Genomic DNA, 13,886 nt, shown 5'->3' with positions numbered 1-13,886 from the left:
GCGACCGGGGGTGACTGTCGGGCGAACAGGAGTTAGCGTTTTCGTGTCGGGGGTAGGAGGTCTTTCCATCCGCCCCCGGTGGTGAAAGGAGGCGTAGCCGCACTGACCGGTCGACGCCGAGTGGGGCCTCCCCCAGGGGCGCGCGACCGGATGCCGGAACGAACGACCGTCCGAACTAGGGAGGTCACATGGACATCGTGGTCAAGGGCCGTAACGTCGAAGTGCCGGATCATTACCGGGTGCACGTGGCGGAGAAACTCGCAAAGATCGAACGCTACGACCATAAACTTATTCGTGTCGATGTGGAGCTGTTCCACGAGCGCAATCCGCGCCAGGCGGACCACTGCCAGCGCGTCGAAATCACCTGCGTTTCCCGTGGCCCGGTGATCCGGGCGGAGGCCTGCACGAACGACTTCTACAGCGCGCTCGACGCGGCCATCGCCAAGCTGGACACCCGGTTGCGCCGGGCGGCCGACCGCCGCCGCGTCCACCGGGGCCGGCACGCGCCGCTCTCCGTCGCCGCCGCCACCGCCGGCCTGCCGGTGGCCGGCCTCGACGGGCCGCTGGGCGCGTCCCCCGACGGCGTCGGGACGGCCACCGCCGTCGCCGAACGGGTCGAGGAGGAGGAACACGACCAGCCCTGGCACATCGCGCGGGAGAAGGTGCATCCCGCCGAGCCGATGACCGTCGACGACGCCCTGTTCCAGATGGAACTCGTCGGCCACGACTTCTACCTGTTCCAGGACAAGGAGTCCGGCCGCCCGAGCGTCGTCTACCGGCGGCACGCCTACGACTACGGAATCATCTCCCTCGCCGTCTGACCCTCCGGCGCCGTGGTGGCGGCCCACCCGCCACCACGGCCGCCGAGGGCGGGCGGGTCAGCGGAGTTCGTCGGGGAGCAGCCCGAAGACCAGGTCGTCGACGCGGCTGCCGGCCAGTCCCGGCAGCCGCCCGAGCAGCAGGCCCTCCCGGCGGAACCCCACCCGCTCCAGCACCCCGTGCGAGGCGGTGTTGGCGGGCACGGTGCCGGCGACCAGCCGGGCGATCCCGGCCGGACCGAACGCCCAGCCGGCCAGGAGCCGCACCGCCCTGGTGGCCAGCCCGCGTCCCCGCTGGTCGGGCAGCAGCGCGTAGCCGACCGAGCCCTCGCCGGCCGCCGGGTCGGAGAGGCTGAGCCCGCAGCTGCCCGCCGGCTCGCCGGTGACCGCGTCGACGATCAGCAGCCGGGCGATGGTGCCGGTGAGCCACGCGCTCTCGGCCAGCAGGCAACGCCGCTCGACGGCCGCCCGGGTCGGGGGCACCGGCGGGGCCTGGTTCGCCACCACCTCCGGCCGCGTGTGCAGGCGGTACATCACGTCGACGTCGTCCGGGCCGAGCCGGCGCAGGGTGACCACGCCGTCGGTGAGCCGGCCGTCGGGCAGGTCCGGCAGGAGCCGGGGGCGGGACCGGGCGGGTCGTCGGCGAGGCGTACCCACGCGAGCAGGTCCGTCCGGCCGCCGCCGCGCAGTTGGCCGGCCGACCGGCGTACCCCCTCGTGGGTGAAGCCGGCGGCGAGCGCCACCCGCTGGCTGGCCGGATTCTCGGCGTGGGTCATCAGTTCCAGCCGGTCGACGCCGTGGCGCAGCGCGGAGTCGGCCAGGGCCCGCGTCGCGGCGCTGGCGATCCCGCGTCGCCGCGCCCACGGCGCGACCCAGTAGCCCACCTCCGCCTGCCGGCGCGGCGGCACGACCTGGCCGACGCCCGCGCCGCCGACCAGTCGGTCGGTGGTCCGGTCGGCGATGGCGTACGCGGCCCCGCCGGTGGCCCAGGCCGCCGGGGCGCCCTCGGTGATCCACCAGCGGGCGTCGGCCTCGGTGTACGGCTGCGGCATGCCGGGGTTGAACCGCAGGTTGAGCGGGTCGCCGCAGCCGGCGGCCAGGTCGGCGGCGTCGGCGGGGCGGAACTGCCGCAGCCGCACCCCGTCGGCCTCGATCACCTCGGGCGTCACGTCAGGTCCCCGGCGAGCAGCGCGCCGACCCAGACGTCCACCCGCTCGTCGCGGTGGGTGAGCCCGCCCCGGGCGACGCCCTCGACCGTGAAGCCGGCCTTCTCGGCGACCCGACGGGAGGCGGTGTTGCCGACGTTGGCCTTCCACTCGATCCGGGCCAGGCCCAGCGTGGTGAAGCCCCAGGCGCTGAGCGCGGTCAGCGCGGCCGACAGGTAGCCCCGGCCCCGGGCCGCGGGGGCGGCCATGAAGCCGACGTCGGCCAGCAGCGGGTCGGCGGCGGAGAGCCGCAGGTCGATCGTGCCGACGTACCGGTCCTCGGCGTCGGCGACCACGAAGCAGGCGCTGGTGCCGCCGGCCCAGGTGCCCCGGCCGAAGCTCAGGTACGACTCGGCGTCCGCCCGCTCGTACGGGTCGGGCACGGTGGTCCACCGGATGCTCTCCGGGTCCCGGCAGGTGTCGACGACCGCGTCCAGGTCGCGCTCCTCCATAGGGCGCAGCCGCAGCTCGGTGGCGCCGGCGGTGGCGAAGAGGACGGGCTGGGGCCCGCCGAAGACGGCGGCGCGACGGGCCTCCAGGGTGCCCGGCCCGGCCGGACCGGTCTCCCCGGGGGCGGGCACCTCGCCGGGGAGCAGGGAGCCGATCCAGCCCTCCGCGCTGCCGCCGGGGGCGGGGTCGGCGAGCCGCAGCCGGCCCTCGACGCGGAAGCCCGCCCGGAGCGCGACCAGGCGGGAGGCGTGGTTGCCCACCTCGGCCTGCCAGATCAGCCGGCGCAGCTCCAGCGCGTCGAACGCCCAGCGGGCGACGGCCCGGGTGGCCCGGACGGCCACGCCCGTGCCCCGGGCCCAGGGCGCGGTCCAGTAGCCGATCTCGCCGGAGCGCAGGCCGGTGTCGATCGAGACGAGCCCGCAGGAGGCGAGCAGTTCGCCGGTGGCGGCGTCGCAGACCGCGAACGGCGCCCCGGCGCCCGTCGCCCAGTCCGCCGGGGTCACCTCGGTCACGAACCGGTGCGCGTGTTCGGGCAGGTACGGGCGCGGTACGGTGGTCCAGCGCTGGATGTCCGGGTCCTGGCACGCCCGGTGCACCGCGTCGGCGTCGGTCGCCCGCCAGGGTCGCAGCAACAGGCCGTCCTCGGTGATCTCGACAGGTTCCACCCGAGCCATCGTGCCGGACCGTTCGCGGACGGCGTAACCGGATTTCGGCGGGGCGGCGCGAGTCGGGCGTGTTATGTCGGTTTCGCCGGCTCGGAGGGCCGCCACCAGTGACCATCGCGCCGATGGAGCGCCTACGATGGTTCGAGACTGTCTAGGGGAGCGTTGATCCGTGTCGATTCTGGAAAAGGTCCTCCGCGCGGGCGAGGGCCGTATGGTGCGCCGGCTCAAGGCCATCGCCGCCGCCGTCAACTCGATCGAGGACGACTACGTCAACCTCACCGACGAAGAGTTGCGCGGCATGACCGACCAGTTCAAGGAGCGGCTCGCCGACGGCGAGACCCTCGACGACCTGCTGCCGGAGGCGTTCGCGGTCTGCCGCGAGGCGGCCGCCCGGGTGCTCGGCCAGCGGCCCTACGACGTCCAGGTCATGGGCGGCGCGGCGCTGCACTTCGGCAACATCGCCGAGATGAAGACCGGTGAGGGCAAGACCCTGACCTCGGTCATGCCGGTCTACCTCAACGCGCTCTCCGGCAACGGCGTGCACGTCATCACGGTCAACGACTACCTGGCCCAGCGGGACGCCGCCTGGATGGGCCAGGTGCACGAGTTCCTCGGCCTCACCGTCGGCGTGGTGCTGCCCAACCGGCCGGCCACCGAGCACCGGGCCGCCTACGAGTGCGACATCACCTACGGCACCAACAACGAGTTCGGCTTCGACTACCTGCGCGACAACATGGCGTGGTCGAAGGAAGAGCTGGTCCAGCGCGGCCACAACTTCGCGGTGGTCGACGAGGTCGACTCGATCCTCATCGACGAGGCCCGCACGCCGCTGATCATCTCCGGCCCGGCCGAGCACTCCGCCCGCTGGTACGGCGAGTTCGCGGGCGTCGTGGCGCGGCTCCAGGCCGGCAAGGACGGCGAGGGCGACTACGAGGTCGACCACTCCAAGCGCACCATCGCCGTCACCGAGCGCGGCGTGGCCAAGGTCGAGGACCGGCTGGGCATCGACAACCTCTACGAGTCGGTCAACACCCCGCTGGTGGGCTACCTCAACAACGCCATCAAGGCCAAGGAGCTCTACAAGCGCGACAAGGACTACATCGTCAGCGACGGCGAGGTCCTGATCGTCGACGAGTTCACCGGGCGCATCCTGCACGGCCGCCGCTACAACGAGGGCATGCACCAGGCGATCGAGGCCAAGGAGGGGGTGGAGATCAAGCAGGAGAACCAGACCCTGGCCACCATCACCCTCCAGAACTACTTCCGCCTCTACGAGAAGCTCTCCGGCATGACCGGCACCGCCCAGACCGAGGCTGGCGAGTTCAACAAGGTCTACAAGGTCGGTGTGGTGACGATCCCGACCCACCGGCCGATGGTCCGCCAGGACCGGCCGGACGTGATCTACAAGACCGAGAAGGCCAAGTTCAACGCCGTGGTGGAGGACATCGCCGAGCGGCACGCGATGGGTCAGCCGGTGCTCGTCGGCACCGTCTCGGTGGAGAATTCCGAGATCATCTCCCAGTTGCTGCGCCGGCGCGGCATCCCGCACTCCGTGCTGAACGCCAAGTTCCACGCCCGTGAGGCCGAGATCGTCGCCCAGGCCGGTCGCAAGGGCGCCGTCACCGTCGCCACCAACATGGCCGGTCGTGGCACCGACATCCTGCTCGGCGGCAACGCCGAGTTCCTCGCCGCCAACGAGCTGCGCCAGCGCGGCCTCGACCCGGTCGAGCAGGAGGAGGAGTACGCCAAGGCGATGGAGGAGGTCCTGCCCCAGTGGAAGCAGGCCTGCGACGCCGAGGCGGAGGAGGTCGCCGCCGCCGGTGGCCTCTACGTGCTCGGCACCGAGCGGCACGAGTCCCGCCGCATCGACAACCAGCTGCGCGGTCGGTCGGGCCGGCAGGGTGACCCGGGCGAGTCCCGCTTCTACCTCTCGCTCCAGGACGAGCTGATGAAGCGCTTCCGCTCCGGCGCCGTCGAGGCGGTCATGGAGCGCTTCAACATCCCGGAGGACGTGCCCATCGAGTCGAAGATGGTCACCAAGCAGATCAAGAGCGCGCAGGCCCAGATCGAGGGCCAGAACGCCGAGATCCGCAAGAACGTCCTCAAGTACGACGAGGTGATGAACAAGCAGCGCCAGGTGATCTACGCCGAGCGGCTGCGGGTGCTCAACGGCGAGGACCTCTCCGACCAGGTCCGCAACATGATCGACGACGTCGTCGGCGCGTACGTGCAGGGGGCCACCGCCGACGGCTACGCCGAGGACTGGGACCTGGAGCAGCTCTGGGCCAGCCTGAAGCAGCTCTACCCGGTGGGCATCACGATCGAGGAGATGGAGGAGGAGGCCGGCGGCTCCCGGGCCGGCATCGACGCCGACTTCCTGCTCTCCCGCCTCAAGGAGGACGCGCACGCCGCGTACGACCGGCGCGAGGAGCAGCTCGGCGAGGAGGGCACCCGCCAGCTGGAGCGGATGGTCCTGCTCCAGGTCATCGACCGCAAGTGGCGCGAGCACCTCTACGAGATGGACTACCTCCAGGAGGGCATCAGCCTGCGGGCGTACGCCCAGCGCGACCCGGTGGTGGAATACCAGCGCGAGGGCTTCGACATGTTCGCCACCATGATGGACGGCATCAAGGAGGAGACGGTCGGCTTCCTCTACAACCTCGAGGTCCAGGTCAACGAGCCGGAGCCCGAGGCCGAGGAGGTCCAGCTGCTCGACAAGCCGGTCGAGATCCGGGCCAAGGGCCTGGGCCGGGCCCCGCAGCAGCAGGGCCTGCAATACTCCGCGCCGACCATCGACGGCGAGGCCGGCGCAGGTGCGGTGGCCGTCGAGCACGCCGAGCAGCAGGCGCCTGCGCTGGGCGTCGGTCGTCCGGCACCGGCCGCCCCGGCCGCGCCGGGCACGACCGCCCCGGCGGCGCCGCAGCGTCCGGCGTCGGGTCTGCGCGGCCCGGGCGTCCCGGCCGGCAACAACCGGCGGGCGGCGTCGGGGCAGGCGGAGGCCGGCAACGGCCCGTCCCGCAACGCGCCGTGCCCGTGCGGGTCCGGCCGGAAGTACAAGCGCTGCCACGGCGCCCCCAACGGCGGCGCGTGACCGGCAGCTGAGCGGGCCCGCACCCGCCGGAGCAGTCGAGCCGTGGTCCTCGTGGACCACGGCTCGCTTCCGTCTCGGCCACCGTCCGGGCGGCGGGCCACCCGGATGCTCGGCCCGCGCCCCGGCACGTCGTGGCCGGAGCCCGGCAGCTCAGAGCACCTGGAGGGCCGTGCAGAGCCAGCTGCCCCGGCGGTGCTCCAGGCGCAGCGCCATCGCCCAGGTGCGCCCGCCCGTGCTGGCGAGCACCGCGGCCACCTCGACGGCGGCGGTGCGCGGCTCGCAGACCCGCAGCCGCAGCAGGCGTACGGCCGGGCGGGTCGACCGGCGGCGGAGCGGGCCGGAGCGGGCGGTGGCGCGGGCCAGCTCGGGCAGCAGTCCGGCCGCCCGCGCCGGGTCGAGCAGCGGCCTGAGCTGCCCGGGCGAGCGGTAGCCGTTGAGCACCTCCAGGCAGGTGCGGACGAACCGGTGCGCGGCCCGGGTCGCCTCGGGGGTGGCGGTCACCAGCGCGTCCAGTGGCAGCGGGGCGGCGGGCCGACGGCCGGGGCCGGTCGGCACCGGCCGCTGTCGTCGGCCGGGTGGCCGGTCGGCCTCGCGCCGGGACGGCTCGAACAGGTCGAGGACGAGCTGGGCGTGGCCCGGGGCCGGCCAGTGGGCGGCGTCGTCGTCGGTGAACGGCGGCTCGAACGAGGGGGCGGGGCGTAGCCGCACGGGAGGGCGCGCCGGCCCGGGTCGGCGGTGATCGGTCATCCGGGATCCTCCCATGATCTTGCGTTTGCCTTCGTTTGCCTTCGACAAGCTCCATTCTCGGGCACGGCAGAGCCCACGGTCAATGCCCCTGCGGATCGGCCCGGTTACTCCGGGTCGCGGTCGGCCAGCGGGTTGCTCCGCACCCAGTCGGCCGTCTCGGCGTACTTGCGCTCGATGTACTCCTCCAGCCGGGCGCGTTCCACCCGCCACTGGCCGCGCCCGCCGATCTTGATCGCGGGCAGCTCGCCGCTGCGCACCATGTGGTAGACCTGCGAGTCCGACACGTTCAGCTCGGTGGCCACGTCGGAGAGCAGCAGGAACCTCGGCTCCACGGAAACCCCCGGGGTTGGCGTCGTTTGCTTCAGTTTGCCACCGACGGCCGACATGGCCCAGCCGCCCGGACGCGACCTGTGCCGACCCGCCCCGGGACACACCGGTGGGACGCTTCCACCGCAGAAGGTGCGCGGTGTATGACGGTCACGGCGATAGGGCATGATCGGCCGGGGCCGGCGGAAGCCGGCGCAGGGACCTGAGCGGGGGAGACGACCGGTGACCGAGGAGCTTGTCCGGGTGTACGTGCCGGCGACCGTCCCGATGCTGACCCTCCTGCGCGGCGCCGGGCTGCCGGTGGCCGCCGCGCACGCGGTGACCCCCACCCTGCGGGAGTGGTACGCCGAGGGCGACGAGGAGGAGCTGGAGTACGTCGCCTTCACCCGGGCCGCCCAGGACGCGTTGCAGCTGCTCCGGGCCGACCCCGACGCGCCCCGCCGCCGGATCGTCGTCTCGGTCGACCTGCCCGCCTCGGCCGTGGGCCGGGGCGACGGGGAGCTGGGCTCCAGCGCGGTCGAGCTGAGCGCCCCCGTGCCGGTGGGCGCCGTCGCGGCCGTCCACGTCGACGGCGCCGACGCGGTCGAGGACGTGTCCGCCGCGGCGGAGGCGGTCACCGAGGCCCTGGCCGGCGACCCGGACGCGCAGTTCACGGTCGACGGTGCCGAGGACCACGAGCTGGAGTGGTACGACGTCACCGAGCTGGACCTGCTGCTCCGCGCCACCTCCTGACCCCCGCCCACCTCCTGACGGCGGGAAGCCGGCCGGTGCCGGCGGCGGGACGGGTACCGCGAGGTCAGCGGGTGGGGGCGGCCTCGACCGGCTCGTCGTCGTCGGAGTGGGCCGGCCCCAGGGTGCGGCCGAAGGCGATCATCGCGGTCAGGGCGCCGACGAAGAGCACCCAGATGGCGTTGTCGATCCGGGAGGTGCCCAGCGAGGTCTGGGCCACCGCGTCCGCCTCGCTCAGCGCCCCGGCCAGGTCGAGCAGGGACCGCCCGCCGACCCGGATGATCACCTCGGCGACGATCAGGAGCAGGCCCGGGCCGGCGCCGGCCAGCAGGTAGGCGGGCCAGCGGGTCGCGGGCGCCGCCGCGTCGAGCCGGGCGGCCCGGCGGCGGGCCAGGGTCAGGTACCCGAAGGCCAACAGCCCGGCCACCAGGCCGGCGAGCAGGGACTCGGTGCGGGACACCCACTTGGCCGCGCTCAGCAGCGACTCCTGGCCGTCGCCGCCGCCGAACAGGTCGAAGAGCGGGTCGCGGGCCCGGCTGAAGGCCACCACGAAGATCAGCGTGCCGAGGGCGGCGGACACCACGGCCCCGACGACGGACCCGCTACGCGCGCCGGCGACCGCCCCGCCGACGGTCGCGGCGGCGGCGGTGGTGGCGGCGATCACGTTGGTGGTCGCGTTGTCGGCGTACGTCAGGTTGATCGCGAACGCGGCGGCGAGCCCGACGAGCAGGCCGGTGCCGATCGCCGCCACGAAGCGCAGGGTCACCCGCTCGCTGCCCCGGCGGGCGAGCAGGTCGACGCCGAAGAGGGCGAAGCCGGCGCCGGCGACCAGCGCCGCCGAGATCACCCCCGGCAGGGCGAACGCGGAGAGGCTGATCGCGGTGAGCCCGGCCGCCGCGGAGCTGATCACCTCGCGGGTCGACCAGAGCATCGCGGCCAGCCATCCGAGCGCCAGGAGCGCCAGCACCGGCGCACCGGGCGCGAGCGGCAGCGCCGTCCCGCCCTGCGGGTCGACGGAGTGTCCGGCTCCGGTCGCGCCGGTCTCGTCCACCGGTGCGGCGCCGGTGGCGTCCCGCGCTTCGGCGGCGGTGTCCCCGGCGGCGTCCGTCGTGCCGGTGGCGGTTTCCCCGACGGCGTCCGTCGTCTCGGGAACCGCGTCGCCGGCCGGTGCCGACCGGTCCGACTCCGCGGCTGCGGAGCTGCCGGGCTGCTTGGTCATCGTGTTCCCTCCGACGGACGCCCGGCCCCGGTGGGCCGGCAGTTCACCGGCCACCCAGCGTACGCGTCCACCACGCCCGCCCCCGTCGCCCGCCCCGCGCGGGGTGGGAGGGCCGGGGGTGGGGCGTGGAAGAATCGGGGAGAGGTCCCGCTGCCGTGACCGGTCAACCCGGCACGGCGTCGGCGCCGGTCACCCGGCCGGTGCCCGCGGGTCCGGTTTCGCCACCGCTGTCGAGATCGCCAGGAGCCTTGATGGACGCTGTGTTCTCCGTACCCGAGCCGCGCAACGAGCCGGTCCGCAACTACGAGCCGGGCGGTGCCGACCGGGAACGGCTCCAGCGGCGGCTGACCGAGCTGGCCGCCGAGCGGATCGACCTGCCGATGACCATCGCCGGTGAGCAGCGGATGGCCGGCGGCGAGTCGATCGACGTCGTGCAGCCGCACAGGCACGCGCACGTGCTCGGCGTCACCGCGCACGCCACCCACGACGACGCCCGCGCCGCCGTGAAGGCCGCCAAGGACGCCGCCGGAATGTGGCGGGCCCTGCCGTTCGAGGAGCGGGCCGCGATCTTCCTGCGCGCCGCCGAGCTGCTCGCCGGCCCGTGGCGCGACACGCTGAACGCGGCCACCATGCTCGGCCAGTCGAAGACCGTCATCCAGGCCGAGATCGACGCGGCCTGCGAGTTCATCGACTTCCTCCGGTTCAACGTGCACTTCGCCCGGGAACTGCTCGAGGCGCAGCCGATGTCGTCGCCGGGGGTGTGGAACCGCTTCGACCACCGCCCGCTGGAGGGCTTCGTCTACGCGGTCACCCCGTTCAACTTCACCGCCATCGCCGGCAACCTGCCCTCGGCGCCGGCCCTGCTGGGCAACACCGTGGTCTGGAAGCCGGGCCCCACCCAGCAGTTCGCCGCGCACTTCACCATGCGGCTGTTCGAGGCGGCCGGCCTGCCCCCCGGCGTGATCAACATGGTCACCGGGCGCGGCGAGGAGGTCTCCGACGTGGTGCTCGCCGACCCGGACCTGGCCGGCATCCACTTCACCGGCTCCACGAAGGTCTTCCAGCACCTGTGGCGGACCGTCGGCGAGAACATCTCCCGCTACCGGGGCTACCCCCGGCTGGTCGGCGAGACCGGCGGCAAGGACTTCGTCGTCGCGCACACCAGCGCCGACGTCGACGCCCTGCACACCGCCCTGATCCGCGGCGCCTTCGAGTACCAGGGCCAGAAGTGCTCGGCGGCGTCCCGCGCGTACGTCCCGCGATCGCTGTGGGAGGGCGGGCTGCGCGACCGGCTGGCCGCCACCGCGGAGTCCCTGACCTACGGCGACGTCACCGACTTCGGCAACTTCGGCGGCGCCGTGATCGACGCCAAGGCGTTCGACCGGCACCGCGCCGCGCTGGAGCTGATCTCCGGCGACGACGCCTGCCGGGTCCTCGCCGGCGGCACCGCCGACGACTCCGTCGGCTGGTTCGTCCGGCCCACGCTGTTCGAGTGCACCGACGCGGCGCACGAGACGTTCACCACCGAGTACTTCGGGCCGATCCTCGGCGTGCACGTCTTCGACGACGGCCGCTTCGACGACGTGGTCAACCAGGCCGAGTCGATCGCGCCGTACGCCCTGACCGGGTCGATCTTCGCGACGGACCGCCGGGTGGTCGACGCGGTCGCCGAGAAGATGCGGTACGCCGCCGGCAACTTCTACATCAACGACAAGCCGACCGGCGCGGTGGTCGGGCAGCAGCCCTTCGGCGGTGCCCGGGCCAGCGGCACCAACGACAAGGCCGGCTCCTGGCACAACCTCGTCCGGTGGATGTCGCCCCGGACGATCAAGGAGACCTTCGTCGCGCCGACCGACCACACCTACCCCCACATGGGCTGAGGTTGAGGTGTAAGGAAGGGCCCCTTCTTAACGCCTCGTGTATAGGAAGGGGCCCTTCCTTGCCAGCGGGCGGGGGTGGGGCGACGGCGGTACCGTGGCCGCTGTGACCCACCCCACCCCCGCGCAGGATCCCCACTTCGGCGAGCAGGGTGGCCTGCTCACCTACACCGACTACCTGCGGCTGGCCGACCTGCTGGCCGCCCAGGTGCCGGAGTCCGACCCGGCCTCCCACGACGAGCTGCTCTTCATCACCATCCACCAGGTCTACGAGCTCTGGTTCAAGCTGCTGCTCTCCGAGCTGACCGACGCCCGGGACCGGATGCTGGACGGCGAGACCTACCTGCCCCGGGTGCGGCTGGAGCGCTGCCACGTGGTGGAACGGGTCCTGATCGGTCAGGTCGACGTGATCGACACGATGACCCCGCAGGACTTCCTGGCCTTCCGCACCAAGCTCGCCCCGGCCTCGGGCTTCCAGTCCGCCCAGTTCCGGGAGATCGAGTTCCTCTCCGGCCTCAAGGACCCCGACTACCTGCGCCGCTTCCGGGGCCTGCCCGACGTCGAGCGGGAGCGCCTGGAGCGGCGGCTGGCCGAGCCGAGCCTCTGGGACGGCTTCCTGGCCGTGCTCGGCCGGGCCGGCTTCGACGTCGCCGAGGAGGAGGCGCGCTTCACGGCGTACGCCACCATCGCCGGGGACCGGGAGCGGTTCGGGCCGCTGTGGGACCTCGCGGAGGCGCTGGTCGCGCACGACCAGGCGTTCTCGCTGTGGCGGGCCCGGCACGTGCTGATGGCCGAGCGGCAGATCGGCACGAAGCCCGGCACCGGGGGGTCGGCCGGCGGGGCGTACCTGCGCTCCCGCGTGGAGACCCGGTTCTACCCGGAGCTGTGGGAGCTGCGTAGCCGACTGTGACCGTCCCGCGCCTCCTCGACGCACTGTCTCGCGCCGACAGTGCACATAGGAACCCGACCGGGTGGCGAAAATGCCAAATCCTGGACGCCGCGTCGGCAAAGTGGCAGCGTGAGGGGCATGGCGGATTCCGGAGTCAACCCCACGGCGGCGGCCCTGCTCGGGCTGCTCCACGAGGGCCCCATGACAGGTGGCCAGTTGATGGCCGCCGCTGAGCGCCGACTGGCGCCGTACTGGTCGATGACGCGTAGCCAGGTCTACCGGGAGCTGCCGGTGCTGGCCGAGCGGGGCCTGGTCCGGATGGGCAAGCCCGGCCCGCGCTCCAGCCAGCCGTACGCGATCACCGCAGCGGGAAAACGGACATTCTCCCGCTGGCTGGCCGAGGAGCCGGGGCGGGACACCATCCGCAACCCGATCGCCCTGCGGATCGCCTTCGGTGAGCTGCACTCGGCCAGCCAGCTCAAGAACCTCCAGGCCGCGGCCAACGACTACCACACCGAGGCCCTGGCCAAGGTCCGGGAGCAGGTCAAGAACGCCAAGAAGGAGGGCGACGCGTACGACGCCAGCGCGCTGGAGTTCGCCGTCGCCTACCACAAGGCCGCCCTGTCCTGGCTGAAGAGCGCCCCGGTCGCCTGACCACAGGGCGTCCCACCGGGACCTTTTTGGCTCGTGACTGCGGGGCTCGCAAGCTCACTCCTCCAACGAGCAGTACCCTTGTCTGTCGTGACCGCTGCCGATTACGCCGAACAGCTCAAGGGCCTCGACGCCACCCTGCGCAACATCGAGGCGGTGCTCGACATCGACCGGCTGCGCGCGGACAAGGACCGCCTGGAGCAGGAGGCCTCCGCGCCCGACCTGTGGGACGACCAGGCGAAGGCCCAGCAGGTGACCTCCCAGTTGTCGTACGTCAACGGCGAGATCAGCAAGCTCGGCAGCCTCCGTTCCGGGCTCGACGACGCCAAGGTGCTGCTGGAGCTGGCCGAGGCGGAGTCCGACCCGGGGGTGCTCACCGAGGTCGAGGCGGAGATCGCCTCGCTGGGCAAGGCCATCGAGGAGATGGAGGTCCGCACCCTGCTCTCCGGCGAGTACGACTCCCGGGAGGCGCTGGTCGCCATCCGGGCCGGCGCCGGCGGCGTGGACGCGGCGGACTTCGCCGAGATGCTGCTGCGGATGTACCTGCGCTGGGCGGAGCGGCACGGCTACCCGACGGAGGTCTACGAGACCTCCTACGCCGAGGAGGCGGGCCTGAAGTCGGCCACCTTCACGGTCAAGGTGCCCTACGCGTACGGCACGCTCAGCGTCGAGTCGGGCACCCACCGGCTGGTGCGGATCAGCCCCTTCGACAACCAGGGGCGCCGGCAGACCAGCTTCGCCGGCGTCGAGGTGCTGCCGGTGGTCGAGCAGACCGACAGCATCGAGATCCCCGAGAACGAGATGCGGGTCGACGTCTACCGCTCCTCCGGCCCGGGCGGGCAGAGCGTCAACACCACCGACTCCGCCGTGCGGCTCACGCACATCCCGACCGGCATCGTGGTCACCTGTCAGAACGAGAAGTCCCAGTTGCAGAACAAGGCGTCCGCGCTGCGGGTGCTCCAGGCCCGCCTGCTGGAGCGCAAGCGCCAGGAGGAGCAGGCCAAGCTCCAGGGCCTCAAGACGGACGCCGCCGGCTCGTGGGGCGACCAGATGCGGTCGTACGTCCTGCACCCGTACCAGATGGTGAAGGACCTCCGGACGGAGCAGGAGACCGGCAACCCGACCGCGGTCTTCGACGGCGACCTGGACAAGTTCCTCGAGGCGGGCATCCGGTGGCGCAAGCAGCAGCAGCTCGCCGGCGACGCTGCGTGATCAACC

General features: G+C 72.9%; 11 protein-coding genes and 1 pseudogene. 7 read left to right on the top strand and 5 right to left on the bottom strand.

The genetic code is table 11. The features are described from left to right. Nucleotides 1–188 precede the first annotated feature (188 nt). Complete coding sequence (gene hpf / locus RM555_RS25830) at nt 189–821, top strand: ribosome hibernation-promoting factor, HPF/YfiA family (protein ID WP_311414180.1); 633 nt, start codon at nt 189–191, stop codon at nt 819–821. Between the two features lie 57 nt (nt 822–878). Here the strand turns inward: hpf and RM555_RS25825 are convergent. Continuing rightward, nucleotides 879–1,987 (bottom strand): annotated as a pseudogene (locus RM555_RS25825) (GNAT family N-acetyltransferase). Next, complete coding sequence (locus tag RM555_RS25820; RefSeq protein ID WP_396888844.1) at nt 1,984–3,147, bottom strand: GNAT family N-acetyltransferase; 1,164 nt, start codon at nt 3,145–3,147, stop codon at nt 1,984–1,986. Before RM555_RS25820 ends, RM555_RS25825 begins: the two are co-directional and overlap by 4 nt. Before the next feature lie 160 nt (nt 3,148–3,307). Between RM555_RS25820 and secA the strand changes: the two genes are divergently transcribed. Continuing rightward, the gene (secA, locus tag RM555_RS25815) at nt 3,308–6,229 is read left to right on the top strand and encodes a preprotein translocase subunit SecA (protein WP_311414178.1); all 2,922 of its coding nucleotides are present in this window, start codon (nt 3,308–3,310) and stop codon (nt 6,227–6,229) included. A 150-nt stretch (nt 6,230–6,379) separates the two neighbouring features. Here the strand turns inward: secA and RM555_RS25810 are convergent, their stop codons facing one another. Both RM555_RS25810 and RM555_RS25805 read right to left on the bottom strand, forming a co-directional pair. Continuing rightward, nucleotides 6,380–6,976: an Rv3235 family protein gene (locus RM555_RS25810; RefSeq protein ID WP_311414177.1), complete on the bottom strand. Its 597-nt coding sequence runs from the start codon at nt 6,974–6,976 to the stop codon at nt 6,380–6,382. 104 nt (nt 6,977–7,080) lie between these two features. Continuing rightward, nucleotides 7,081–7,362 carry a helix-turn-helix domain-containing protein gene (locus RM555_RS25805; protein ID WP_192581584.1) on the bottom strand — a complete coding sequence of 94 codons (282 nt, stop codon included), beginning with the start codon at nt 7,360–7,362 and terminating at the stop codon, nt 7,081–7,083. A 163-nt stretch (nt 7,363–7,525) separates the two neighbouring features. Between RM555_RS25805 and RM555_RS25800 the strand changes: the two genes are divergently transcribed. Beyond that, on the top strand, nt 7,526–8,035 hold the full coding sequence (locus RM555_RS25800; RefSeq protein ID WP_132233598.1) for a DUF6912 family protein: 510 nt from the start codon (nt 7,526–7,528) through the stop codon (nt 8,033–8,035). A gap of 64 nt (nt 8,036–8,099) precedes the next feature. Here RM555_RS25800 and RM555_RS25795 read toward each other — a convergent pair whose 3' ends face one another. Continuing rightward, nucleotides 8,100–9,251, bottom strand: coding sequence for a hypothetical protein (locus RM555_RS25795; protein WP_311414176.1), 1,152 nt, complete (start codon nt 9,249–9,251; stop codon nt 8,100–8,102). Between the two features lie 251 nt (nt 9,252–9,502). Here RM555_RS25795 and pruA point away from each other — a divergent pair, with 251 nt between their 5' ends. From pruA to prfB, 4 genes are all read left to right on the top strand, one after another. Continuing rightward, nucleotides 9,503–11,131, top strand: a complete 1,629-nt coding sequence (pruA, locus tag RM555_RS25790; protein ID WP_311414175.1) for an L-glutamate gamma-semialdehyde dehydrogenase — start codon at nt 9,503–9,505, stop codon at nt 11,129–11,131. A 103-nt stretch (nt 11,132–11,234) separates the two neighbouring features. After that, complete coding sequence (locus RM555_RS25785) at nt 11,235–12,038, top strand: tryptophan 2,3-dioxygenase (RefSeq protein WP_311414174.1); 804 nt, start codon at nt 11,235–11,237, stop codon at nt 12,036–12,038. Between the two features lie 117 nt (nt 12,039–12,155). Then, nucleotides 12,156–12,671, top strand: a complete 516-nt coding sequence (locus RM555_RS25780) for a PadR family transcriptional regulator (RefSeq protein ID WP_132233606.1) — start codon at nt 12,156–12,158, stop codon at nt 12,669–12,671. A gap of 87 nt (nt 12,672–12,758) precedes the next feature. Beyond that, nucleotides 12,759–13,880: a peptide chain release factor 2 gene (prfB, locus tag RM555_RS25775; RefSeq protein ID WP_311414173.1), complete on the top strand. Its 1,122-nt coding sequence runs from the start codon at nt 12,759–12,761 to the stop codon at nt 13,878–13,880. Nucleotides 13,881–13,886 lie beyond the last annotated feature (6 nt).

Source organism: Micromonospora reichwaldensis (assembly GCF_031845925.1).
GTDB classification, from domain to species: domain Bacteria; phylum Actinomycetota; class Actinomycetes; order Mycobacteriales; family Micromonosporaceae; genus Micromonospora; species Micromonospora reichwaldensis.
Note: the sequence above shows the minus strand (reverse complement) of the source record. Positions and strands in the feature narration are given on the sequence as shown.

Coding starts and splice junctions, on each gene's coding strand:
- hpf (WP_311414180.1), top strand. CDS start 189: ATGGACATCGTGGTCAAGGGCCGTAACGTCGAAGTGCCGGATCATTAC.
- RM555_RS25820 (WP_396888844.1), bottom strand. CDS start 3,147: ATGGCTCGGGTGGAACCTGTCGAGATCACCGAGGACGGCCTGTTGCTG.
- RM555_RS25780 (WP_132233606.1), top strand. CDS start 12,156: ATGGCGGATTCCGGAGTCAACCCCACGGCGGCGGCCCTGCTCGGGCTG.
- pruA (WP_311414175.1), top strand. CDS start 9,503: ATGGACGCTGTGTTCTCCGTACCCGAGCCGCGCAACGAGCCGGTCCGC.
- RM555_RS25795 (WP_311414176.1), bottom strand. CDS start 9,251: ATGACCAAGCAGCCCGGCAGCTCCGCAGCCGCGGAGTCGGACCGGTCG.
- RM555_RS25810 (WP_311414177.1), bottom strand. CDS start 6,976: ATGACCGATCACCGCCGACCCGGGCCGGCGCGCCCTCCCGTGCGGCTA.
- RM555_RS25805 (WP_192581584.1), bottom strand. CDS start 7,362: ATGTCGGCCGTCGGTGGCAAACTGAAGCAAACGACGCCAACCCCGGGG.